The 20,965-nt window shown below is 69.6% G+C and carries 25 protein-coding genes; 8 read left to right on the top strand and 17 right to left on the bottom strand.

Translation table 11 applies throughout. The annotated features are described in order from the left end of the window. Positions 1 to 83 precede the first annotated feature (83 nt). From dxr to pyrH, 5 genes are all read right to left on the bottom strand, one after another. Complete coding sequence (gene dxr, locus MFF13_RS17335) at positions 84 to 1,262, bottom strand: 1-deoxy-D-xylulose-5-phosphate reductoisomerase (protein ID WP_238272587.1); 1,179 nt, start codon at positions 1,260 to 1,262, stop codon at positions 84 to 86. 14 nt (positions 1,263 to 1,276) lie between these two features. Then, positions 1,277 to 2,137, bottom strand: coding sequence for a phosphatidate cytidylyltransferase (locus MFF13_RS17330; RefSeq protein WP_147827854.1), 861 nt, complete (start codon positions 2,135 to 2,137; stop codon positions 1,277 to 1,279). 174 nt (positions 2,138 to 2,311) lie between these two features. After that, positions 2,312 to 2,878, bottom strand: a complete 567-nt coding sequence (gene frr, locus MFF13_RS17325; RefSeq protein WP_147750502.1) for a ribosome recycling factor — start codon at positions 2,876 to 2,878, stop codon at positions 2,312 to 2,314. A gap of 153 nt (positions 2,879 to 3,031) precedes the next feature. Further along, positions 3,032 to 3,589, bottom strand: coding sequence for a BLUF domain-containing protein (locus MFF13_RS17320; RefSeq protein WP_238272586.1), 558 nt, complete (start codon positions 3,587 to 3,589; stop codon positions 3,032 to 3,034). 80 nt (positions 3,590 to 3,669) lie between these two features. Next, positions 3,670 to 4,392 (bottom strand): UMP kinase, encoded by a 723-nt coding sequence (gene pyrH, locus MFF13_RS17315; protein ID WP_147750500.1) that lies wholly within the window; start codon positions 4,390 to 4,392, stop codon positions 3,670 to 3,672. Between the two features lie 183 nt (positions 4,393 to 4,575). Between pyrH and MFF13_RS17310 the strand changes: the two genes are divergently transcribed. Continuing rightward, the gene (locus MFF13_RS17310; protein ID WP_147827908.1) at positions 4,576 to 4,848 is read left to right on the top strand and encodes a BrnT family toxin; all 273 of its coding nucleotides are present in this window, start codon (positions 4,576 to 4,578) and stop codon (positions 4,846 to 4,848) included. After that, complete coding sequence (locus MFF13_RS17305) at positions 4,817 to 5,095, top strand: helix-turn-helix domain-containing protein (RefSeq protein ID WP_147827853.1); 279 nt, start codon at positions 4,817 to 4,819, stop codon at positions 5,093 to 5,095. Before MFF13_RS17310 ends, MFF13_RS17305 begins: the two co-directional genes overlap by 32 nt. A 90-nt stretch (positions 5,096 to 5,185) precedes the next feature. On the opposite strand, the gene tsf is transcribed toward MFF13_RS17305, so the two are convergent. From tsf to MFF13_RS17250, 11 genes are all read right to left on the bottom strand, one after another. Continuing rightward, the gene (gene tsf / locus MFF13_RS17300) at positions 5,186 to 6,106 is read right to left on the bottom strand and encodes a translation elongation factor Ts (RefSeq protein ID WP_238272585.1); all 921 of its coding nucleotides are present in this window, start codon (positions 6,104 to 6,106) and stop codon (positions 5,186 to 5,188) included. 121 nt (positions 6,107 to 6,227) lie between these two features. Beyond that, a complete protein-coding gene (locus MFF13_RS17295; protein ID WP_147750497.1) occupies positions 6,228 to 7,295 on the bottom strand; it encodes a 30S ribosomal protein S2 in 1,068 nt (355 codons plus the stop codon). A gap of 124 nt (positions 7,296 to 7,419) precedes the next feature. Next, entirely contained in the window at positions 7,420 to 8,784 is a 1,365-nt protein-coding gene (locus MFF13_RS17290; RefSeq protein WP_238272584.1) for a diguanylate cyclase, read from the bottom strand. 47 nt (positions 8,785 to 8,831) lie between these two features. Continuing rightward, complete coding sequence (locus tag MFF13_RS17285) at positions 8,832 to 9,575, bottom strand: pseudouridine synthase (protein WP_238272583.1); 744 nt, start codon at positions 9,573 to 9,575, stop codon at positions 8,832 to 8,834. 28 nt (positions 9,576 to 9,603) lie between these two features. Continuing rightward, positions 9,604 to 10,524: a class I SAM-dependent methyltransferase gene (locus MFF13_RS17280; protein ID WP_147827850.1), complete on the bottom strand. Its 921-nt coding sequence runs from the start codon at positions 10,522 to 10,524 to the stop codon at positions 9,604 to 9,606. A 221-nt stretch (positions 10,525 to 10,745) separates the two neighbouring features. Next, a complete protein-coding gene (gene era, locus MFF13_RS17275; protein WP_147750522.1) occupies positions 10,746 to 11,744 on the bottom strand; it encodes a GTPase Era in 999 nt (332 codons plus the stop codon). A 5-nt stretch (positions 11,745 to 11,749) separates the two neighbouring features. After that, entirely contained in the window at positions 11,750 to 12,544 is a 795-nt protein-coding gene (rnc, locus tag MFF13_RS17270; RefSeq protein WP_147827849.1) for a ribonuclease III, read from the bottom strand. 8 nt (positions 12,545 to 12,552) lie between these two features. Then, a complete protein-coding gene (gene lepB / locus MFF13_RS17265; RefSeq protein ID WP_147750492.1) occupies positions 12,553 to 13,350 on the bottom strand; it encodes a signal peptidase I in 798 nt (265 codons plus the stop codon). Between the two features lie 139 nt (positions 13,351 to 13,489). Next, entirely contained in the window at positions 13,490 to 13,903 is a 414-nt protein-coding gene (gene acpS, locus MFF13_RS17260) for a holo-ACP synthase (protein ID WP_147750491.1), read from the bottom strand. After that, the gene (locus MFF13_RS17255; RefSeq protein ID WP_147827848.1) at positions 13,900 to 14,661 is read right to left on the bottom strand and encodes a pyridoxine 5'-phosphate synthase; all 762 of its coding nucleotides are present in this window, start codon (positions 14,659 to 14,661) and stop codon (positions 13,900 to 13,902) included. Before MFF13_RS17255 ends, acpS begins: the two co-directional genes overlap by 4 nt. A gap of 235 nt (positions 14,662 to 14,896) precedes the next feature. After that, positions 14,897 to 15,169: a hypothetical protein gene (locus MFF13_RS17250; protein WP_147827847.1), complete on the bottom strand. Its 273-nt coding sequence runs from the start codon at positions 15,167 to 15,169 to the stop codon at positions 14,897 to 14,899. A gap of 520 nt (positions 15,170 to 15,689) precedes the next feature. On the opposite strand from MFF13_RS17250, the gene rpsF reads away from it, so the two are divergent. The 6 genes from rpsF (at position 15,690) to MFF13_RS17220 (ending at position 20,515) form a co-directional block, all read left to right on the top strand. Beyond that, positions 15,690 to 16,163, top strand: coding sequence for a 30S ribosomal protein S6 (rpsF, locus tag MFF13_RS17245; protein WP_147762646.1), 474 nt, complete (start codon positions 15,690 to 15,692; stop codon positions 16,161 to 16,163). A gap of 3 nt (positions 16,164 to 16,166) precedes the next feature. Beyond that, entirely contained in the window at positions 16,167 to 16,433 is a 267-nt protein-coding gene (rpsR, locus tag MFF13_RS17240; protein ID WP_147725733.1) for a 30S ribosomal protein S18, read from the top strand. A 146-nt stretch (positions 16,434 to 16,579) separates the two neighbouring features. Continuing rightward, on the top strand, positions 16,580 to 17,614 hold the full coding sequence (locus tag MFF13_RS17235; protein ID WP_147762645.1) for a hypothetical protein: 1,035 nt from the start codon (positions 16,580 to 16,582) through the stop codon (positions 17,612 to 17,614). Between the two features lie 50 nt (positions 17,615 to 17,664). Next, entirely contained in the window at positions 17,665 to 18,237 is a 573-nt protein-coding gene (gene rplI / locus MFF13_RS17230; RefSeq protein WP_147750486.1) for a 50S ribosomal protein L9, read from the top strand. 273 nt (positions 18,238 to 18,510) lie between these two features. Then, positions 18,511 to 19,998, top strand: a complete 1,488-nt coding sequence (locus tag MFF13_RS17225) for a replicative DNA helicase (protein WP_147750485.1) — start codon at positions 18,511 to 18,513, stop codon at positions 19,996 to 19,998. Between the two features lie 34 nt (positions 19,999 to 20,032). Further along, positions 20,033 to 20,515, top strand: coding sequence for a DUF29 domain-containing protein (locus MFF13_RS17220; protein ID WP_147827846.1), 483 nt, complete (start codon positions 20,033 to 20,035; stop codon positions 20,513 to 20,515). Between the two features lie 9 nt (positions 20,516 to 20,524). On the opposite strand, the gene MFF13_RS17215 is transcribed toward MFF13_RS17220, so the two are convergent. After that, positions 20,525 to 20,842 carry a cupin domain-containing protein gene (locus MFF13_RS17215; protein WP_147762643.1) on the bottom strand — a complete coding sequence of 106 codons (318 nt, stop codon included), beginning with the start codon at positions 20,840 to 20,842 and terminating at the stop codon, positions 20,525 to 20,527. Positions 20,843 to 20,965 lie beyond the last annotated feature (123 nt).

The raw sequence follows: 20,965 nt of genomic DNA, 5'->3' as shown, positions 1-20,965 counted from the left end.
CTAGGTCGTGATCGAGATGGCACCGTCGGCGGCTCTGGATTCCGGGCTCGCCTGCGGCGCCGCGGAATGACGGCGGAGACGGCTTACCCCGCCGCGCGCAACCGCGGCAGCGCCGCCGTGCTCCAGGCCCGGACTTCGGCATCGATGGCCAGGGCCTCCTCGACGCCGTCCGGCGCCGTGCGGTGGAGGCCTGAGAAATGCGCGATGGCGCGCTCGACGAGGTCGGCGATGCCGTAGAACGGGATCGCGCCGGCGATGAAGACCGCCACCGCGATCTCGTTGGCCGCGTTCATCACGGTCGGCGCGGCGCCGCCCTCGGCGAGCGCCGCGCGGGCTAGCGCCAGGCAGGGGAAGCGCGCTTCGTCGGCCGCCTCGAAGGTGAGGCTGCCGAGGGCCACGAGGTCGAGGGGCCGGCCGCGGGCGATGGTCAGGCGGTCACCGAGGCCCAGGCAGTGCGAGATCGGAACCCGCATGTCGGGCAGCGCCAGCTCGGCGGTGACGGCGCCGTCGAGCCAGTAGATCATGCCGTGGATCACCGATTGCGGATGCACCACCACGTCGAGGCGGTCCGGCTCGATGCCGAACAGGTGGTGCGCCTCGATCAACTCCAGCCCCTTGTTCATCAGGGAGGCGGAATCGATGTTGATCTTCATGCCCATCGACCAGGTCGGGTGGGCGGCGGCCTCGGCCGGCGAGGCGGCCGCGATGCGTTCGCGTGTCCAGGTCCGGAAGGGGCCGCCGGACGCGGTGATCATCATGGTGCGCACGTCCGCGAGCGGCCGCCCGGCCATCGCCTGGCTGAGCGCGTCGTGCTCGGAATCCATCGGCAGGATCGTCGCGCCGTAGCGCTTGGCGTCGCGCATGAAGGCGTCCCCGGCGCAGACCAGGCTCTCCTTGTTGGCGAGCGCGACCCGTCGCCCGAGGCGGAGCGCCGCGTGGGTCGGCTTCAGCCCGGCCGCGCCGCTGATCGCGGCGACGACGATGTCGGCGTCCTGCGCCACCGCGTCGAGGACCGCCGCCTCGCCCGCCCCGCTCGGGATGCCGGAGCCCGACAACGCCTCGGCGAGCGCCGGCCCGCCGGCCGGGTCGGCCAAGGCGGCGAAGCGCGCCCCGGTCTCGCGCGCGACCTTGGCCAGGGCGGCGGCGTCGCAGCCGCCGACGACGGCGCCGACCCGGAAGCGGTCCGGGTGCTGGGCCACCAAGTCGGTGGTCGAGCGGCCGATCGAGCCCGTGGCGCCCAGGATGGTGACGGTGTGGGTCACGGCGTAAAACTCCGTCAGGCCGCGAGGCGGCGCAGGATCAGGTAGAGGCCGGCCAGCAGCGCGACGGCAAAGAACCCGTCGAGCCGGTCCATCACCCCGCCATGGCCGGGGATCGACGCGCCGGAATCCTTCACGCCGTAACGGCGCTTCAGGCCCGATTCGACGAGGTCGCCGCCCTGGCTCAGGACGGAGGCGACGGCGCTGGCGAGCCCGACCCAGACCAGCGAGGTCGCGGCGAGCGGGCTCCAGCCCTGTGCCCGGGCGAGCATGACGACGCCGATCCCGGCGGCGACCGCCCCGGCGAGGCCGCCGAGCGCGCCGGACCAAGTCTTCTTCGGCGACACCCGCGGCATCAGCTTCGGGCCGCCGAGCGTCCGGCCGGTGAAGTAGGCGACGACGTCGGTCGACCAGACCACGGCGAACATCCAGGCCGGCCCGAGGATGCCGATCGTCGGCGCATCGCGCAGGGCCACCGGCACCAGGGCGATCACGGCGCCGCCGGACAGCGCACCGAGCGCCCGCAGGCGTCCAGCATTCCCCTGCGCCAGGACGAGGCAGAGCACGGCGCCGAGCACCAGGATGGCCGCCACTGCGTAGCGCGGCGCGGCGCCCTCGAAGCATGCGGCTGTCAGGATCAGCGTGCCGGCGACGACGGCGAGGAGCGCGCGGCGCGGCACCGTACGGCTCATGCCGATCCACTCGGCGGCCCCGACGATGCCGGCCACGAGCCAGATCGCGGCGAACGCCCAGCCGCCGAGCACCAGGGCGGCCACGACGATCGCCGCCAGCACCAGCCCCGAGACGACGCGAAGGCCGAACTCACGGTTCGCGAAAGGGTTCTTCCGGGCGCCAGCGGTGGCGTCGGGGACGGCCATCAGCGGATCTCCGGCCCTCGAAACCGCACGAGGGCAAGATGCGCAAAATGCTTCTCGTCCACGCCGCCCAACTCCGTCACATCGTCGTTTCGGACGCGATCGATCCCGGCGCCACACATCTCGGAAGCAGTCACGGGTTCGTTCTCCACTTGGGAGATTGAGCCGCAAGCCGCCTCACACCTGCATGATTTCCTTTTCCTTGGACGCCAGCACCCCGTCGACCTCGCCGATGTACTGGTCGGTGACCTTCTGCACTTCGGTGGCCTGGCGCTTCTCGTCGTCCTCGGAGATGGCGCTGTCCTTGAGCAGCTTCTTGAGGTGGTCGAGCCCGTCGCGGCGCACGTGGCGGACCGCGACGCGGGCCTCCTCGGTGTACTTGTGCGCGACCTTGACCATTTCCTTGCGGCGTTGCTCGTTCATCTCGGGGATGCGCAGGCGAATGGTCTGGCCTTCCGTCTGCGGGTTGAGGCCGAGGTCGGATTCGCGGATCGCCTTCTCCACCGCCGTGACCATGCCGCGGTCCCAGACCGAGATCGAGAGCAGGCGCGGCTCGGGCACGCTGACGGTGGCGACCTGCGCCATCGGCATCGAGGCGCCGTAGGCGTCGACCTGGATCGGGTCGAGGATGCTGGGGGTCGCGCGGCCGGTGCGCAGCGATCCGAGGTCCTTGGAGAGCGATGCGACGGCGCCCTGCATGCGGCGCTTGATGTCGGACAGGTCGAAAGGGGTTGGTGTAGCCATGCGGGCGGTATTCCGACGCGAAGATCAGGAGTGAGATGGGCCTTGGGGCCGTTCGGGCGTTTCCATGGACCAAAATCCGACTCGCCGCAAATGGCGTCCGTCCGGATCGGGACCGCGATCGGAGCCTCTCGGCTCGGCAGCGGGCGCGGGTTCTCAAGCGCCCCGGCGGGCCGGGTCTTTCGGCACGATCGGCCCAGCCCCGGACTTCTGGACGAAATGGCCGCCGTCGAGATGCGCGAAGGCACGCAGGAGTTTGATGGCGCTCTGGACCGGCATCGCGCTCGGGTCGAGCTTCGGGGTCGCGCCGTAATCCATGTAGATCGCGTCGAGGGCGTCGGAATGGCCGGCGAAGCCCACCATCCAACCCTCGAAGTCGCGCTGCTCGATGGGACGGCTCGACATGAGCACCATGCCGCTGTGGCGGTTGTCTGCGGCGAGCTTCCAAAGCTGTTCCGAGATCGCCGCCCTCTCCCCCTCCATCGCCTGAAGGAAGAAGTGATCGTTGAAGACCAGGGCCCCGGTCAGCCCGGACACGCGATCGTAGCGGTTGCAGGCAGTCAGGATGTCCTTGACCATCTCGCGCATGGAGCCACCGGCCAGCCTGATCTGATTTCGACTGAAAAACACGATTTGCGAAAGCGGCATTCGACGGGTCCGTCGTTTCCGCGCAAAGCTTATCCCGCGCGACGCGCCGGAATTAAAACCCTTCAATCCTCACCAAACCGTCACGACGAACTTCGCCCGCTGGTTGTTTTTCGCGGGCGTGCCCGAGCCGACCCGCGGGTGCCGTCTCAAGGCACGACCAGGGTGGAGGGCGCCTGCCCCGTCAGGATCGCGGTGATCGAGGACGGCGGGTGCACCGAGCCGACGACGATCGACAGCCGGCTCTCGCGGGCGAGGGCGAAGGCCGCCGTATCCATTATCTTGAGGTCACGACTGATCGCCTCGTCGTGGGTGATGCGGTCGTAGCGGGTCGCGTCGGGGTGGGTCTTGGGGTCGGCCGAGTAGACGCCGTCCACCTGCGTCGCCTTCAGAACCGCGTCGCAGCGCAGTTCCGCGGCACGGAGCACGGCGGCCGTATCGGTGGTGAAGAACGGGTTGCCGGTGCCGCCGGCGAGCACCACCACCTGGCCCTTGTCGAGGTGGTGCAGGGCGGGCTGGCGCGCGTAGGTCTCGCAGATCGTCGGCATCGACACCGCCGACATCGTGCGGGCGGGCACGCCGGCCGCGTTCAGCGCGGTCTCAAGCGCCAGCGAGTTCATCACCGTCGCCATCATGCCGAGCGAATCGCCGGTGGCTCGATCGATGAAGCCGGCCTGGGAGATCCGCGCGCCGCGGATCATGTTTCCGCCGCCAACCACCAGCGCGACCTCGATCCCGGCCTCGATGGCGCGGGCGATGTCCTCGGCGAGCCCCGCCAGCGTCGGCGGATGGAGCCAGTACCCGTCCGGGGCGGCCAGCGCCTCGCCGGAGAGTTTGACCAGCACGCGGCGAAACGGCGTCGTCTCCGGCATCGTCCACCTCATAGGGTCCGGCGACACGGCCGCACCTGATCCAGAACCGAGGGGCTTCTACGTCACCCCGCCCCGGACCGTCGAGGGCTCGGAGACCCGGTCGGCGAACCGCTTCCGAAAAATCGGCGGCCGACCACGAGGATGAACTTGCCAGAAGTACGGAAATTCCGCACTCATCATCGGATGAACGAGCCGTTCGATCCCGGCAAGGACGCGATCAACCGCGAGCGGCACGGCCTGTCGCTCGCATTCGGCGACAGGATCATGCCGGACGAAGCCCACCTGATCATTCCCTCTGTCCGCCCGCAGGACGGGGAGGAACGCTTCAAGGCCGTCGGGTCGGTTGAGGGCAAACTACATACGGTCGTGTTCACCTGGCGGAACGGGCGACCGCGGTTCATCTCGGTCAGAAGGAGCAACGCCGGTGAAGGACGAGCCTGCCATTCTGGCCTCTGAGACCAGAGACCCGGAGGATTTCGACGTCTCGGCCACGGCTTTGGATCGGGCGCAGAAGGCTCGGCTGATCCGTATGGCGCGCACGAGCCTCGGTTTATCGCAAGGCAAGTTCGCTCTGCGCTTTCGGGTGTCGCTCGGAACCTTGCGCGATTGGGAGCAGGCGCGGACCACGGCACCCGATTTCGCGGTCGCCTACGTCCGCGTCATCGCCCTGCATCCGGACATGGTCGCCGCCGCCATCGCCTGAGGCGAACGCCGGCAGCCACGCCGTTCGACGGTACAACGCAAAAAGCCCCGGCCTTGCGGCCGGGGCTTCCCGAAACGATCGTGCTGCGGCTCAGCGCGACATGGCGGCGACTTCGCTCGCGAAGTCGGGGCCCTCTTCCTTCTCGATGCCGTCGCCGAGCGCGTAGCGCACGAAACCGGTGAGCGCGACCGGGGCGCCGGCCTTGCCGGCGGCCTCCTTGATCACCTGGCTGATCGTCTTCGAGCCGTCGTGCACGAAGGGCTGCTCCAGGAGAGTGACCTCCTTGTAGTAGCTCTTGAGGCCGCTCTCCACGATCTTGGCCATCACGTGGTCGGGCTTGCCGGCGTTCTTCTCGCGCAGGATGTTCGACTCGCGCTCCAGCGTGGCGTCGTCGACGCCGGAGGCGTCGAGCGCAACCGGGTTGGTGGCGGCGACGTGCATGGCGATCTGGCGGCCCAGCGTCGAGAGGTACTCGACGTCCCCCTCGGACTCGAGCGCGACCAGCACGCCGATCTTGCCGAGGCCCTCGGAGATCTGGCCGTGGACGTAGCTCGCGATCACGCCCTTGCTCACGTCGAGCTTGGCGACGCGGCGCAGGTTCATGTTCTCGCCGATGGTGGCGATGAGGTTCTGCAGCTTCTCCGAGACGGTCTCGCTGCCGCCGGGGAAGTGGGCGGCCTGCAAGCTGTCGAGGGTGCCGTCGGAGTCGAGCGCCATCTTGGCGGCCTCGCGGGCGAAGGCCTGGAAGGCGTCGTTGCGGGCGACGAAGTCGGTCTCGGAGTTGACCTCGACGATCGCGGCGTGGTGGCCGGCGGACTCGACGGCGACGAGACCTTCCGCGGCGACGCGGCCGGCCTTCTTGGCGGCCTTGGCGAGACCCTTGGTGCGCAGCCAGTCGACGGCGGCCTCGAGGTCGCCCTGCGTCTCGTTGAGCGCGCCCTTGCAGTCCATCATGCCCGCGCCGGTCTTCTCGCGGAGTTCCTTCACCATCGCGGCGGTGATGTTGGCCATGGCCGGTCCTTTCGTATCGTTCAGATGAGAGGAGCCCGACGTTCAGGGGTGAACGCCGGGCCCGAATGTGATGGTGCGGATCACGGCGCCCCGGACGGGGCCGCCGCGATCCAGCGGGCGATCAGGCGGCGGCCTGGGCCTCGACGAAGCCGCGAGCCTGGGCGACCCAGCCGTCACGGCTGAAGCGGTCGTTGAGCTTCAGGTCAGCGTCGACCTTGGCGACGTCCTCGGGGCTCATCGCCGCGATCTGCCAGTAATGGTAGATGCCGCCTTCGTTGAGCTTCTGCACGATCTGCGGGCCGGCACCGTGGAGCTTGGACAGGTCGTCCGGCGCGCCGCGGGGGGCGGCGAGCAGCTCGAAGTGCTCGGTGGTCTCGGCGAGCATCGCCACGTCGGCCGGGTCGAGGGCGCCCGACTCCACCGAGACGGCGGCAGCCTCCTCGCCGGGAAGCTCCTCGGCCATCGGCTCCTCGGAGGCGCCGAGGTCGACGCCCGACGTGCCCTGGCCGCGGGAGATGCCGTCGATGGCGGCGCGGGCGATCAGGTCGCAGTAGAGCGCGATGGCGCGGCCGGCGTCGTCGTTGGCCGGGACCACGTAGGTGATGCCGTCCGGGTTGCAGTTGGTGTCGACGATGGCGGCGACCGGGATCCCGAGGCGCTGGGCCTCCTTGATCGCGAGCTGCTCCTTGTTGGTGTCGATCACGAACAGCAGGTCGGGCACGCCGCCCATGTCCTTGATGCCGCCGAGCGCCTTCTCGAGCTTGTCCTTCTCACGGGACAGCATCAGGCGCTCCTTCTTGGTGAGGCCCGGGCCGCCGGTGTCGAGGGTCTCGTCGACCTTGCGCAGGCGCGAGATCGAGCCGGAGATGGTCTTCCAGTTGGTCAGCATGCCGCCGAGCCAGCGGGAGTTGACGTAGTACTGGGCCGAACGCTTGGCGGCCTCGGCGATCGTGTCGGCCGCCTGGCGCTTGGTGCCGACGAACAGCACGCGGCCGCCCTTGGCGACCGTGTCGCTCACCGCCTGCAGCGCGGTGTGCAGGGCCGGCACCGTCTGGGCGAGGTCGATGATGTGGATGTTGTTGCGGGTACCGAAGATGTAGGGCTGCATCTTCGGGTTCCAGCGGTGCGACTGGTGCCCGAAGTGGGCGCCGGCCTCGAGGAGCTGGCGCATGGTGAAATCGACGGCCATGAGTGTTCGCTTTCTTTCCGGTTTATGCCGCCGCGGAGGTAGCGACCGGCTGAAGCTTCAGCCGATCACCGGAAACGCCCCATTCAGGCATGGGGCCGGCTCCGCGTGTGGAATGGGCGGGGCCTTAGCAGAGGATCGCCGCCGGGGCAACGGTGTCGCCGGGCTCCGACCGGTGCGAGGGAGGACCGTCCTGCTCCGCCGCCACGGGGACGGGGCCGGGAAGCGCGCGGTTGCGGCCGGCCCGCTTGGCGGCATAGAGCGCGGTGTCCGCGGCGGCGACGAGGTCGCTCAGCGCGATGCCCGGCACGAGGCCGCTGGCCACGCCCAGGCTGGCGGTGACCACGCGGCCGGCCCCGAGCGCCGGGTGCGGGATCGCGGTCGCCTCGATGGCCGCCCTCACCGCCTCCGCCAGCTGCATGCCGTCGGCCAGCTCCATGCCCTGCACCAGGATCAGGATCTCCTCGCCGCCGAATCGGAAGGTCACCCCGCCGCGCCGGGCGGCGACCGCGGCGACGCCGGCGCTCACCCGGCGCAGGCAGTCGTCGCCCTCGATATAACCGCGGCTGTCGTTGAAGGCCTTGAAGTGATCGATGTCGAGCAGGATCGCCAGGATGGTGCGGACCGGCGGCGATGGGGCCAGGGCGTCGAAGTATTCGGCCAGGTACCGCCGGTTGAAGAGGCCGGTCAGCGCGTCCGTCCGCGCGGCGCGCGTGATCTGCTCGCGAAGCAGGGTGGCATGGAGCCCGAAGAGGAAACTCCTGCGCTCGTGGTATTCGATGATGTAGGCCGCGATCGAGAGGTGGATCAAGCACGTCGAGTAGAACATGACGATCGCCATGGAGTTGGCGACGTCGAACATTCTCCACCAAAATATCACACTGAAATGGATGGCGATACTCGATACGAGCGCGATGAGCGCGTATCGAAAGCGGTTCTGCTGGACCACCGCTACGAACATCATGATGAGAACGTTCGTGTACTGATAATTGAGCTTGAAGACGCTGTCGCTCTGCGCCAGGACAAGTGTCGGCAACAGCAGGGAGAGCAGGCCGCAGACCACCGAGCTGCCTTCCATCCGAAACCGGGTCGGGTGCCGGCGTGCGATCCACAGCATTCCGAGCGCGAACGGCGTGAAGATCCCGATCCGGGCGACGACCATCATCGCGAAGACGTCGGGCAGGAGGATCTGGTCCAGCACGAGGAACAGGTCGTAGACCAGCACCCCGACGAGGGTCGTGATCGTCATGACGCGGGCGCGGGCCTCCCGGCCGTTCCGCTCGAACAACGTCTCGATCGGCCGCGCGAAGGCGAGCCGGCGGCTTCCCGCCGCGATTTCACGCTCGACGATGTCCGGCTGCAAGCCCTCGCCGATATCGTAGGATTGCATCGACGCGTACCTCGGCCTCTCGGCGACCACCTTAGGTCTAGATACCTTTCGAAGCGTTTTCATCGTCGATCGACGCCGTCGCATCGTCGGCGCCTGCGACAAGATGGACCACGCATCCGCAGGTGGGCGCGTAGGACCGACCGCCGGGCTTACTCCGCCGCCGCGAAGACCGCTGCGATCGCGAGCGAATCCATCACCCGATACGCCCCCGCCGGCAGGTCGGCCGGCAGGTCGAGCCCGCCGACGCGGTCTCGGTGGAGGGCCGTGACGTGGTTGCCCATCGCCGCGAACATGCGGCGGACCTGATGGTAGCGGCCCTCGTGCAGGGTCACGGTGGCGTGGGTCGCGTCGTCGGCGGAGAATCCCACGGGGAGGAGCGGCTTGTCGTCGTCCTCCAGGGTCAGGGTGCCGGCGGCGAGGATCGCGCCTTCGTCGCCCCGGAGCGGGCGATCCAGCGTGACGCGGTAGCGCTTGGCGACGTTGGCCTTGGGCGCGATGATCCGGTGCAGCAGCGCGCCGTCGTCGGTCAGGAGCAGCAGGCCGGAGGTTTCCTTGTCGAGGCGGCCGACGGTGGAGAGCGCCGGGTCGCGGCGGCGCCAGCGCTCGGGCAGCAGCCCGTAGACCAGCGGGCCGGCCTCCTTGTGCGAACAGGTCACGCCCAGCGGCTTGTGCAGCATCAGCGCGAGGCCGGGCGGCGGGTCGATGCCTTCGCCGTCGACGGTCAGGCGTGCGGGCAGGTCCAGGGTCACGGCGATGCGGGCGCCCGCGTCGTCGAGGGACGCGCCGTCGAGGACGATGCGGCCGGCCCGCGCCAGGCCCGCGATCTCGCGGCGCGAGCCGTAGCCGAGGTTGGCCAGCAGCTTGTCGAGCCGGGCGGTCGGGACCTTGCTCATCGAAGACCCCGACTCGGACGAATCCGCCTCACTTGCGCGCCTCGAACACCTTGTAGCCGTGGGCCGACGCCTTCACCGTCACCGCCTTGAAGGCCTCGCCGAGAACGCGCTCGTAGGGCAGGTGCGCGTTGGCCGTCAGCCACAGGCTGCCGCCGGGGCGAAGCGCCTCCGCGGCGCGGCGGATGAAGACCTGGCCGAGCTTCTGGTCCTCGGCACCCCCATCGTGGAAGGGCGGGTTCGTCACCACGAAGTCGAGGCGCGTCAGGCCCAGGTCGGCGGCGCGGATGTCGGCCCAGCGGATACTGCTACGCGGGTCGCCGACGTTGCGGCGCGCCATCTCGACGGCGCGGCGGTCGACGTCGACCAGCGTCAGCGCGGTGACGGCGGGCGAGGCCAGCACCGCGCGCGCCAGGATGCCGAGGCCGCAGCCGAGGTCGGCGCCGGCGCCCTTCAGCGCAGGCAGGGTCGCGAGCAGCAGTGCGCTGCCGGGATCGAGCCGGTCCCACGAGAAGATGCCGGGCTGCGTGCAGAGCGCGAGGTTGTCGATGTGGCGCGGTGCGCCCTCGGAGAGCGCCGCGTCCAGCGGCAACGCGCCCTCGGGCCGGACGACGCGGCAGATCCGGTGGTGGCGCCTGGCCTCCTCGGCGCTGCCGCAGCCGAGGTCGGAAAGTTCACGCGCGAGCCGCGCCCCGCCGCGATCCTTCGGCGCCAGCGCCAGGAGGTCGCCGCCGGGCCGGAGTGCGCGAAGCGCCTGCGCCAGGACGAAGCGGCGCTCCACGGTCCCGGGCGGCGCGAGCATCCAGACCCGCGCGAGGCTCAGGTCGGCGCAATCCTCCAGTCGGGCCGACCCGGGAACGAGGGGCGAGACCTGGACGGCGCCGGGCGGAACGTCGGCGAGCTCCGCGGGCGGTAGGCCGTAGACGGCATCGGATAAGGACGTGTCGGACATGGGTGTCGTGAATTTCGGTGTCGCGGATTTCGGTGTCAGTCGACGGAAGAGGCCATGGAGGATGCGGGCGACGCCGCGATGCGGCCGCTCCGCGCGGGAACGGCTCGGGATACGCGGTCGGCTCGTCGTCGCGGAATCCGCTCACCGCCGGGTCGGCACGGGGAGCCCGACGCATCAACACGCCGTTTCGCGCGATTCGAAAAGGCGCGCGCCGAAAAGAATCAGCCGCGCGGGAATTCCAGGCCCATCTCGCGGTAGCGGGCCGGGTCGTCGGCCCAGTTCTCGCGCACCTTCACATGCAGAAACAGATGCACTGTGGTCTCGGCCACCTCGGCGATCTCGCGGCGGGCCGCCGTGCCGATCGCCTTGATGGTCTGGCCGTCCTTGCCGAGCACGATCGAGCGCTGGCTCTCGCGCTCGACGAAGATGGTCTGCTCGATGCGCACCGAGCCGTCCTTGCGCACCTGCCACTGATCGGTCTCGACGGTGGAGCGGTAGGGCAGCTCCTCGTGCAACCGGTCGTAGAGCTTTTCGCGGGTGATTTCCGAAGCGAGCATGCGGATCGGCGCGTCCGAGACCTGATCCTCCGGGTAGAGCCAGGGGCCGGCCGGCATCAGCTTGGCCAGAGCCTGCTTCAGCGTGGCGATGCCGTCGCCGTTCAGCGCCGAGATCATGAAGGTGTCGGCGAAGGGGATGCGCTTGTTCAGCTCCTCGGCCAGCGCGAGCAGCTTCTCGCGCAGGATGAGGTCGATCTTGTTGAGGATCAGGATCTTGTGCCGGCGCACGTCCGGCAGGCGCGCCAGGATCGTCTCCAGCTCCTCGTCGATCCCCTTGCGGGCGTCGACCAGCAGGCAGACCGCGTCGGCGTCGGCCGCCCCGCTCCAGGCGGAGTGGACCATCGCCCGGTCGAGCCTGCGCTTCGGCTGGAAGATGCCGGGCGTGTCGACGAGCACCACCTGGGCCGAGCCCTCGATCAGGATGCCGCGCACCAGCGCCCGCGTGGTCTGGACCTTGCGCGAGACGATCGAGACCTTGGTGCCGACGAGGCTGTTCAGGAGCGTCGACTTGCCGGCGTTGGGCACGCCGATCAGGGCGACGAAGCCGGCCTTGGCATCGGTGGGCGTGCCCGGCAGCAGGCTCGGGGGCGCCCGCTCCGGCGCCGCCTCGAACGCGTCCTCGGAATCGTCCTGCGGGTCGTCCTGGGGCTCTTCTTGGGCCATCGCGCTCATGTTCGGTCCTCGCTCGGCCGCTCGCCGACCCCGTGCCTTGCCTCGTGCCCGCCAGGGCCGCCACCCTCGACGATGCCCTCGCGGCCCAGTACGGCGCGGGCGGCGTCCTGCTCGGCGAGGCGCTTCGAAGGCCCCTCCCCGATCCCCGCCTCCAGCCCGGCGACGCGGGCGGCGATGCGGAAATGCGGGGCGTGGTCGGGGCCGGAGCGCTCGACGACCTCGTAGACCGGGATCGCGAGGCCGCGGCCCATCGCCCATTCCTGCAGCGCCGACTTCGCGTCGCGGCCGCGGGGCGCGCCGGTCGGCTCGGCCGGGCGGAAGGCGGATTCGATAAGCGCCCGGGCGGCCTCGTAGCCGGCATCCATGTAGACCGCGCCGAGGATGGATTCGCACACGTCGGCCAGGATCGTCTGGTTGCGGCGCCCGCCGCCCAAAACCTCGCCCTGCCCGAGGACGAGGTGGGGGCCGACGTCCCAGGCGGTGGCGACGGCGGCGCAGGTCTCGCGCCGAACCAAGCCCGCGAGGCGCCGCGAAAGGTCGCCCTCGTCGGCCTCCGGGAAGGCGGCGTAGAGCCTGTCTGCGATGGCGAGGCCGAGGACGCGGTCGCCGAGGAACTCGAGGCGCTGGTAGCTGCCGACGCGGCCGGCCGCCTTGCTGACATGCGTCACCGCGCGGACGAGCAGCGACGGGTCGGCGAAGCTGTGCCCGATCCGCGCCTCCAGCGCCGACAGGTCGGGCCTGGGCCGCGCCTTGCGCCGGGCGCGGGCGGAGGGGCGCGCCTCGTCGGCCAAGGCGGAGGTCAGTGGATCGTCGAGAACAGGCGGCCCCAGCGCACGTGGGCCGGCCAGTTCCAGATCTGCCAGGCGGGCGTACCCTCGTCGATCGAGAAGAAGATCATCTCGGCGCGGCCGACGAAGTTCTCGAACGGCACGTAGCCGACGTTGGCGAGGTCGCGCGAATCGGTCGAGTTGTCGCGGTTGTCGCCCATCATGAAGAAGTGGCCCGGCGGCACGGTGTAGAGTTCGGTCTTGTCCCAGAACCCGTTGTCGCCGTCGCGCTCGATTGTGTGGTGCACGACGCCGTTCGGCAGCGTCTCGTTGTACTGCGGCACCTTCGTCGCCTGGCCGTAGGGGTCGATGGTCTCGTAGTCGGCGATGCGCTCGCGCTTGACCGGCTTGCCGTTGATGTTGAGCACGCCGTCGATCATCTGGATCTTGTCGCCGGGCAGGCCGATCACCCGCTTGATGTAGTCGGTGGCGTTGTCCTTGGGCAGCTTGAACACCGCGATGTCGCCGCGCTTGGGCTCGGCCGCCCAGACGCGCCCTTCCGACTTGATCGGAAGGTACTCGCTCAACGGCAGGGAGTATTTCGAGTAGCCGTAGGAGTACTTCGACACGAATAGGTAGTCGCCGATCAGCAGCGTCGGGATCAGGGAGCCGGAGGGGATGTTGAACGGCTGGAACAGGAGCGTGCGCACCACGAGCGCGATCAGCAGCGCCTGGATCCCGACCTTCAGCGTCTCGCGGATGCTGGCCCAGGTGCCCGGCTGCGTGCGGACTTCGTGCTTTCCGTCCCGATCCAAGCGCGCGCGTTCCATCTGTCGATCCGTCTGGCGATCCGTCCGGGACGAGGCCGACGGCCCGCGCGGGCGCCGCCCGCGGCGCCCCACCCGTGTCCGTTGCGTCGCGGGGGTCTAGACCAACCCGGGTTCCCCCGCAACGCGCCGGGATCGCGCGTCAATCCCGTCCGGTACCCTCCGGCACGGCCTCGATGATCACGAAAGCTTGTGCCATCGGCGGATCGTCGGTGAGCGTGACGTGGACTTTGGCCCCGTGGCCGGCCGGAAGCATCGCGGCGAGCCGCTCCTGGGCACCCCCGGTGAGGCGGAGGGTCGGCTGACCGCTGGGGAGGTTCACCACCTCCATGTCGCGCCAGAACACGCCGTTGGCGAGGCCGGTGCCGAGCGCCTTGGCGCAGGCCTCCTTGGCGGCGAAGCGCCGGGCGTAAGAGGGCGCGCGAGCGGCCTTGCGGTCGCATCGGGCGCGCTCGCCGTCGGTGAACACCCGGTGGGTGAAGCGCTCGCCGAAGCGCTCCAGCGAGCGCTCGATCCGGCGGATGTCGCAGAGGTCGGAACCGATCCCGAGGATCATCGGCCCCGGCCTCCGGCGCGGGCCTCATCCATCGCGGTGCGCATGTCGCGGATCGCCTGGGGCAGCCCGACGAAGATCGCGTCGGCGATGAGGGCGTGGCCGATGTTGAGCTCGCGGATCTCCGGGATCCGCGCGATCGGCCCGACGCTGCCGGTGGTGAGCCCGTGTCCGGCATGGATCTCGAGACCGAGACCCTGCCCGTGCGCGGCCGCGCGGACGATCCGGTCGCGCTCGTGCGCCGTGGCCGCCGCGTCTCCCGCGATCGCGGCCTCGCAGTAGCTGCCGGTGTGGAGTTCCACCACTGGCGCGCCCAGCGCGTGGGCCGCTTCCATCACGGCGGGGTCGGGCTCGACGAACAGCGAGACGCGGATGCCGGCCTCGGCCAGCGCCCGGATGCGGGGCGCCAGGTGCGCGCGCCCGCCGACGATGTCGAGGCCGCCCTCGGTGGTGCGCTCCTCGCGCTTCTCCGGGACGAGGCAGGCGGCGTGCGGCTTCAGCTTGAGCGCCAGCGCCACCATCTCGTCGGTGGCGGCCATCTCGAAGTTGAGCGGCACCGTGAGCGTGCGGGCGAGCGCCTCCATGTCGGCGTCGCGGATGTGCCGCCGGTCCTCGCGCAGATGCGCGGTGATCCCGTCGGCACCGGCTTCCACCGCCAGATGCGCGGCCTTCACCGGATCGGGATAGGCCCCGCCGCGGGCGTTGCGGACGGTGGCGACGTGGTCGATGTTCACGCCGAGGCGGAGAGGCTGTGCCGACATACGCCGACCTTTATCAGAGGGCTTCGGGTTGGACGCGTCGTCCATAGCCCAGATCGCGCCGCCGTGGCGCCTCGCCGGAGCGGAAAATCCGCCGCATCGCCGGGGCTTCGAAGGCGGATGCGCCCGCCGGCGGATCGTCGCGCCCTCCCTCGAAGGCGCCCTCGAACGCGAAAAGGCCGGGCGCGATACGCCCAGCCTTTCCGAAGATGCCGAAAGACTCGGCGGTATGCAGAGCTTAGCGAACCGGGTTGGCGCCGGCGTTGCCCGGAACCGTGCGGGTGCCGTCCTCGCGGGCGGCCGGCATCGTGGTGGCGGCGCCCGCGGCGCCCGGAGCGGTGCCGGTGGTGGCCGGCATGTCGCCGCGCACGGTACCACCCTTCTCCATCGCCTTCTCGGAGTTGCTCTTCACGCTGCCGGGGTTGTTCATGTTGCCGGTGGCGGACTGCGCGAACGCTGCACCCGACAGCGCGAGCACGAGCGCCGTGGCGGAGATGAGGGTCTTACGCATCAGATGTATCCTTTATTTGATCGATGTGGATCAGGAACGTTGCGCGACACCGATAGTTCGGAAGAATTTTTTCGCGGCGATGCCCGGCCACAGGGAACCGGGCCTAACCAGCTGTCCCCATTTCGATTTTCGGGACTGATAAATCACTGTCGCCGTCCCGAAGCGCTTCGCGCGGCGCGATCGCTACCGGGCAAGCATCCGTGCGACCCGGCGGGTGCGCCTTCTCGATCCGGCCTTGCGGGCGGGCCTTGCGATTTTCGGCGAAACCGACTATCGGCCCCTTCGCGTTCGCTCCGGCTGGGGGCTGAACGGACGGTGCCGTTCGCGGCACAGGCTTTCTTCGCGTCGCCTCGGGCGACATCCGAATGAGCCGTCGTCCCGTGTCTCCGCCTTCGATCAACCGCTCGGGCCCCTTAAACGGCTCGGAGGGCTTGGCGCCGGGCGATCTCGCGAACCGAACCGGCCCGGAACTCATCGTGCATCTGCATGTCCGGGCCTCATTCAAGCTGAAGGGCCCGTAATGCCTCTCTACGAGCACGTATTCCTGGCACGCCAGGACGTGACGTCCCAGCAGGTCGAGACGATGATCGAGACCTACAAGGGCGTCATCGAACAGAACGGCGGACGTTTCGAGAAGATCGAGATGTGGGGCGTCAAGTCCCTCGCCTACCGGATCAAGAAGAACCGCAAGGCGCACTTCACCCTGCTCAACATCGACGCCCCCCCGGCCGCCATGGCCGAGATGGAGCGCCAGATGCAGATCTCGGAAGACGTGCTCCGCTTCATGACCATCCGCGTGGAAGAGCTCGAGCACGAGCCGTCCGCGATGATGCAGAAGCGCGACCGCGACGACCGCAAGGATCGTGAGCGCGGCCGTCGTCGCGACGACGAGGGCTTCGGTGGTGGCGGCGGCGGCTTCGGCGGCGACCGCGACCGTGGGGATCGCGGCGATCGCGGCGACCGGCCCGAGCGCAACTTCGGCGGGGAGAACTAAGCCATGGCATTCGGTGCAAGTGCTGGTGGAGCCGCCGGCGGCGGTGGCCGTCGTCCGTTCTTCCGTCGTCGCAAGACCTGCCCCTTCTCCGGCGCCAACGCGCCGAAGATCGACTACAAGGACGTGAAGCTGCTGTCGCGTTACGTCTCGGAGCGCGGCAAGATCGTCCCGTCCCGCATCACCGCGGTCTCGGCCAAGAAGCAGCGCGAGCTCGCCCAGGCGATCAAGCGCTCGCGCTTCCTCGGCCTGCTCCCCTACGTCATCAAGTAGGCTTTTCACGAGGTTCGCCGGTCCGGTCTACCGAGCCGGCGGCCTCGATTCCCGGGCGGCGGACATCACCGCCGCCCGATCGTTGGGGCGCTTCCTGCCTCTAACCCCGCCCGCATTTCGAGCGCGGCGGCGGGACAGCGGATTTCATGGTCCAGAACCTCGGCATCGGTATCGGCGCGGGCCTCGTCTCGGCACTCCTGTTCGGAATGCTGCTGAAGGCCACCCCGCTCGCGATCGTCCTCTACCTCCTGGCGCCCCTGCCGATCCTCATCGTGGGTCTCGGCTGGAATTCGCGCGCCGCGCTCGCGGCGGCCGCCTCCGGCAGCCTCGCGCTGGCGCTCGTCGTCTCCCCTTATCTCGGCCTGGGCTTTGCGGCCTACCTCGCGGTGCCGGCCTGGTGGCTGGCCTACCTCGCCCTGCTCGGCCGCCCGAACGCCGACGGCACCCTCGAATGGTATCCGACCGGGCGCCTGCTCGGCTGGACCGGAGCCACGGCGGCGCTCGCCTTCATCGCCATCGCCGTGATGTCGGCGCCGAGCCACGAGGCGTTCGAGGGGCAGCTCAAGGGCTTGGCCGGAACCATCGTCCGCGCCCAGATGCGCGACCTGCCGAGCGCGCCGGCCAAACCCGGTACGGACAAGCCGGGCGCCGACACGGCCACCGCCGACAAGGCCGAAGCTGGCAAGCCCGGCGAGACCGCCGACGCCGCGCCCGCGGCCGCGGAAGCCCATGCCGAGCTGGTCGACGCGCTGGCCCGCACCGTGCCGGCCTTCGCCGCGAACGGTCTCGCCCTGCTCCTGACCTTCTATCTCTGGGCCTCCGCCCGCATCGTCCAGCTCTCGGGCCGCCTGCCGCGGCCCTGGCCGGACATCCCTGCGACCATCATGCCGCGCACCATGCTCGGCCTGCTGGCGGTGGCGGCGGTCCTCGCCTTCGCGCCGGGCTACGCGGGCGTCCTCGGCACCGCACTCGTCGGTTCGGTGAGCGCGGTCTTCGCGCTGCAGGGGCTCGCCGCCTTCCACGATCGCAGCCGCGGCCGGCCCGCCCGCGGCATGATGCTGTTCGGCCTCTACCTGATCCTGTTCTTCACGCAGGGCATCGCCCTGATCGTGCTCACCCTGTTCGGCCTCGCCGACACCGCGCTCAACCGCCGCCGTCGACCCGACGGCGCGGCCCCTTGAGACCCCGGCCGGCCCGCAGCGGCGGCCCCACTGAGAGAAGGACGAAGACCATGGAAGTGATCCTGCTTGAGCGCGTCGCCAAGCTCGGCCAGATGGGCGAGACCGTGAACGTGAAGCCGGGCTTCGCCCGCAACTTCCTCCTCGCCCGCGGCAAGGCGCTGCGCGCGACGGAGGGCAACAAGAAGCACTTCGAGACCCAGCGCGCCCAGCTCGAGGCGAAGAACCTCGACCGCAAGAAGGACGCCGAGGCCGTCGCCGAGAAGCTCGACGGCCAGACCTTCGTGCTCATCCGCCAGTCGGGCGAGTCCGGCGTGCTCTACGGCTCGGTCTCCACCCGCGACCTCGCCGAGGTCGTGACCAAGGACGGCTTCACCGTCGAGCGCGGCCAGTTCACCCTGAACCAGCCGATCAAGACGCTCGGCCTGCACGTGGTCCCGGTGGTGCTGCACCCCGAGGTCGACGTGAAGGTCACCGTCAACGTCGCCCGCAGCCCCGAGGAGGCCGAGCGTCAGGCCCGCGGCGAGTCGGTCACCGAGCGCGAGGCGTTCAACCTCGACGACCTCGGCCTGGAAGTCGGCATGGCGCTGGCCGAGGCCGGCGAAGGCGCCGACGACCGCGGCTGATCGCGCCGCCCTCCCGCCTCCTGCGATGGAGACGGAGGGCTGTGGATGGCGGTGACAGCGGGGACGGCGCCCCAAGAGGGTTGACGCGTTCATCGTTTGTTCCAAGATGGACGCCCGTTCCTCGAACCGAGGGGCGGGCGTCCTCGCGTTCCGGGCTACCGTGACGCGGACGTCGGCGGCTAAGCATCGGTCAACCCTACCGGTGCCATGGTCGTCGGATCTTGTTCGGGATGCGGGGCCGGCCCGGCCCGCATCGATTCGGAGCGACCGCCGATGGCCCTGCCCAATGCCCTAGCGGCCAAGCTCGAAGCCGTGCAGGCGGAGTACCGCGTCGCGCCGCACAACATCGACGCGGAGCAGGCGCTGCTCGGCGCGATGCTGGTGAACAACGACGCCTACTACCGCGTCTCGGACTTCCTGCTGCCCGAGCACTTCATGGAGGACGCCCACCAGCAGATCTTCCAGGTGGCGACCTCGCTGATCAAGGCAGGCAAGCTCGCGACCCCGATCACCCTGAAGACCTATCTCGGCGACGCCGACTTCGGCGGCCAGACGGTGATGCAATACCTCGCGCGGCTCGCCGCCGACGCCACCACCGTCATCAACGCCGGCGAGTACGGCCGCACGATCTACGACCTCGCGATCCGCCGCCGGCTGATCACCATCGGCGAGGACCTCGTCAACGGCGCCTACGAGGCGCCCGTCGAGCAGGCGCCGCGCGACCAGATCGAGGAAACGGAGCGGCGGCTCTACGAGCTGGCGGAAGCCGGCCGGTACAGCGGCGGCTTCCAGAAGTTCTCGGACGCGCTGACCACCGCCGTCGACATGGCGGCCAAGGCCTACCAGCGCGAGGGCAAGCTCTCGGGGCTGGCCACGGGGCTCTCGGACCTCGACGCCAAGATGGGAGGCCTGCAATCCTCCGACCTGATCATCCTCGCCGGCCGTCCGGCCATGGGCAAGACCTCGCTCGTGACCAACATCGCCTTCAACATCGCAAAGGCCTACCAGGGCGAGAAGCAGGCCGACGGCACGATCAAGACCAAGAACGGCGGCATCGTCGGGTTCTTCTCGCTCGAGATGTCGGCCGAGCAGCTCGCCACCCGCATCATCGCCGAGCAGTCGGGCGTGCCCTCCTACAAGATCCGCCGCGGCGACATCCGGCCGGAGGACTTCTACAAGATCACCGACGCCGCCCGCGACATGCAGACGATCCCGTTCTACATCGACCAGTCCGGCGGCATCTCGATCGCGCAGCTCGCCGCCCGCGCCCGGCGCCTCAAGCGCCAGAAGGGCCTCGACGTGCTGATTGTCGACTACCTGCAGCTGCTCGCCGGCTCCGGCAAGCGCTCGGACAACCGCGTGCAGGAGATGACCGAGATCACCACCGGCATGAAGGCGCTGGCCAAGGAGCTGTCGGTGCCGATCATCGCGCTGTCGCAGCTGTCGCGCCAGGTCGAGAACCGCGACGACAAGCGCCCGCAGCTCTCGGACCTGCGTGAATCGGGCTCGATCGAGCAGGACGCCGACGTGGTGATGTTCGTGTTCCGCGAGGAATACTACGTCAACAACAAGAAGCCCCGCGAGGGCACCGAGGAGTTCTTCGCCTGGGAGGCGGAGATGAACCGCGTCCACGGCAAGGCCGAGGTCATCCTCGGCAAGCAGCGCCACGGCCCGACCGGCACGGTGGAGCTGCAGTTCGACGCCAACATCACCCGGTTCTCCAACCTCGCCCAGAGTGACCGGCTGCCGGACCAGATGTGATAGGCTGTGACCGCGCGAATGAAGGAGGACGACCGTGGCGGCGCCGAGACGCGTGGAGAGCCCGAGATCCGGAACGGCATACGAGGCCGACCTCGCGGCCTGGTCGCTGGAGCAGGCCGCGCACCTGCGCGCGGGCACCTGGGATCGCCTCGATCTCGCGCATCTCGCCGATGAGATCGAAGCCTTGTCCCGCACGGAACACCATGCCCTGACGAGCGCCCTGCGCGTGATCCTGCTTCACCTGCTGAAATGGGATCACCAGCCCCAGCGGCGCACGTGCGGCTGGGCCACCTCGATCAAGACGCAGCGCCTCTCGGTCGCCGAACGGATCGAGGACTGCCCGAGCCTCGTGCCGCTGCTTCCGCAATTCCTGGCTCGCGCCTACCGCCGGGCTCGGATCGAGGCCGCAGGCGAGACCGGCCTCGACGAGTCGGTGTTCCCCGCCGCGTGCCCGTATCCCTACGAGGCGATCATGACCCGCGCGATCGCGTGGCCGCCCGAACCCGAGGTCTCGTAGGCGTTTGCGCTACAGCGTCACCAGCGCACCGGGCTGCTTCACCTCGATCTCGACGAAGGCGATCGGATGATCCGAGCCGTTCATCACGTCGTGGCGGATGCCGGCCGGGCGACTGTAGGCCTGCCCCGCGGCGAGCGCGGTCTCGCCGACCTTCTCGCCGTCGTGGACCCGGAGCGTCCCGGCCACCAGCATCACCACGAAGTAGGGCCAACCGTGCTCGTGCCAGCCGGTCACCGCGCCGGGGGCGAAGTCCCACCGGGTGATGCGAAGCGTCGCATCGTCCTGCTGGACGGTGGGAATCGCCGGGATCGTGCAGGCGAACGCCATTCTCGGTGATCCTTCCTCGCGGGCCTTCGACGCGCCGACGGCTCCGGCGTCGGCGGGAGCCCAGCCTTGCAGGCGCCGTGCCTTCCGGCCGCTGGCGCGTTAATGGCATGCCTTGCGGGTCGC

It is taken from the genome of Methylobacterium cerastii (assembly GCF_022179125.1).
Classification (GTDB): Bacteria; Pseudomonadota; Alphaproteobacteria; order Rhizobiales; family Beijerinckiaceae; genus Methylobacterium; species Methylobacterium cerastii.
This window is presented reverse-complemented; position numbering and strand designations above follow the sequence as displayed.

Excerpts from the sequence above, each read along its gene's own strand:
- MFF13_RS17285 (WP_238272583.1), bottom strand. The coding sequence starts at position 9,575 with ATGAGCAAGGTCCCGACCGCCCGGCTCGACAAGCTGCTGGCCAACCTC.
- MFF13_RS17280 (WP_147827850.1), bottom strand. The coding sequence starts at position 10,524 with ATGTCCGACACGTCCTTATCCGATGCCGTCTACGGCCTACCGCCCGCG.
- MFF13_RS17295 (WP_147750497.1), bottom strand. The coding sequence starts at position 7,295 with ATGGCCGTCGATTTCACCATGCGCCAGCTCCTCGAGGCCGGCGCCCAC.
- MFF13_RS17225 (WP_147750485.1), top strand. The coding sequence starts at position 18,511 with ATGGCCCTGCCCAATGCCCTAGCGGCCAAGCTCGAAGCCGTGCAGGCG.
- rpsF (WP_147762646.1), top strand. The coding sequence starts at position 15,690 with ATGCCTCTCTACGAGCACGTATTCCTGGCACGCCAGGACGTGACGTCC.
- MFF13_RS17235 (WP_147762645.1), top strand. The coding sequence starts at position 16,580 with ATGGTCCAGAACCTCGGCATCGGTATCGGCGCGGGCCTCGTCTCGGCA.
- era (WP_147750522.1), bottom strand. The coding sequence starts at position 11,744 with ATGGCCCAAGAAGAGCCCCAGGACGACCCGCAGGACGATTCCGAGGAC.
- tsf (WP_238272585.1), bottom strand. The coding sequence starts at position 6,106 with ATGGCCAACATCACCGCCGCGATGGTGAAGGAACTCCGCGAGAAGACC.
- MFF13_RS17250 (WP_147827847.1), bottom strand. The coding sequence starts at position 15,169 with ATGCGTAAGACCCTCATCTCCGCCACGGCGCTCGTGCTCGCGCTGTCG.
- MFF13_RS17330 (WP_147827854.1), bottom strand. The coding sequence starts at position 2,137 with ATGGCCGTCCCCGACGCCACCGCTGGCGCCCGGAAGAACCCTTTCGCG.
- rplI (WP_147750486.1), top strand. The coding sequence starts at position 17,665 with ATGGAAGTGATCCTGCTTGAGCGCGTCGCCAAGCTCGGCCAGATGGGC.
- lepB (WP_147750492.1), bottom strand. The coding sequence starts at position 13,350 with ATGGAACGCGCGCGCTTGGATCGGGACGGAAAGCACGAAGTCCGCACG.
- frr (WP_147750502.1), bottom strand. The coding sequence starts at position 2,878 with ATGGCTACACCAACCCCTTTCGACCTGTCCGACATCAAGCGCCGCATG.
- pyrH (WP_147750500.1), bottom strand. The coding sequence starts at position 4,392 with ATGCCGGAGACGACGCCGTTTCGCCGCGTGCTGGTCAAACTCTCCGGC.
- acpS (WP_147750491.1), bottom strand. The coding sequence starts at position 13,903 with ATGATCCTCGGGATCGGTTCCGACCTCTGCGACATCCGCCGGATCGAG.
- MFF13_RS17310 (WP_147827908.1), top strand. The coding sequence starts at position 4,576 with ATGAACGAGCCGTTCGATCCCGGCAAGGACGCGATCAACCGCGAGCGG.
- rpsR (WP_147725733.1), top strand. The coding sequence starts at position 16,167 with ATGGCATTCGGTGCAAGTGCTGGTGGAGCCGCCGGCGGCGGTGGCCGT.
- MFF13_RS17215 (WP_147762643.1), bottom strand. The coding sequence starts at position 20,842 with ATGGCGTTCGCCTGCACGATCCCGGCGATTCCCACCGTCCAGCAGGAC.
- MFF13_RS17255 (WP_147827848.1), bottom strand. The coding sequence starts at position 14,661 with ATGTCGGCACAGCCTCTCCGCCTCGGCGTGAACATCGACCACGTCGCC.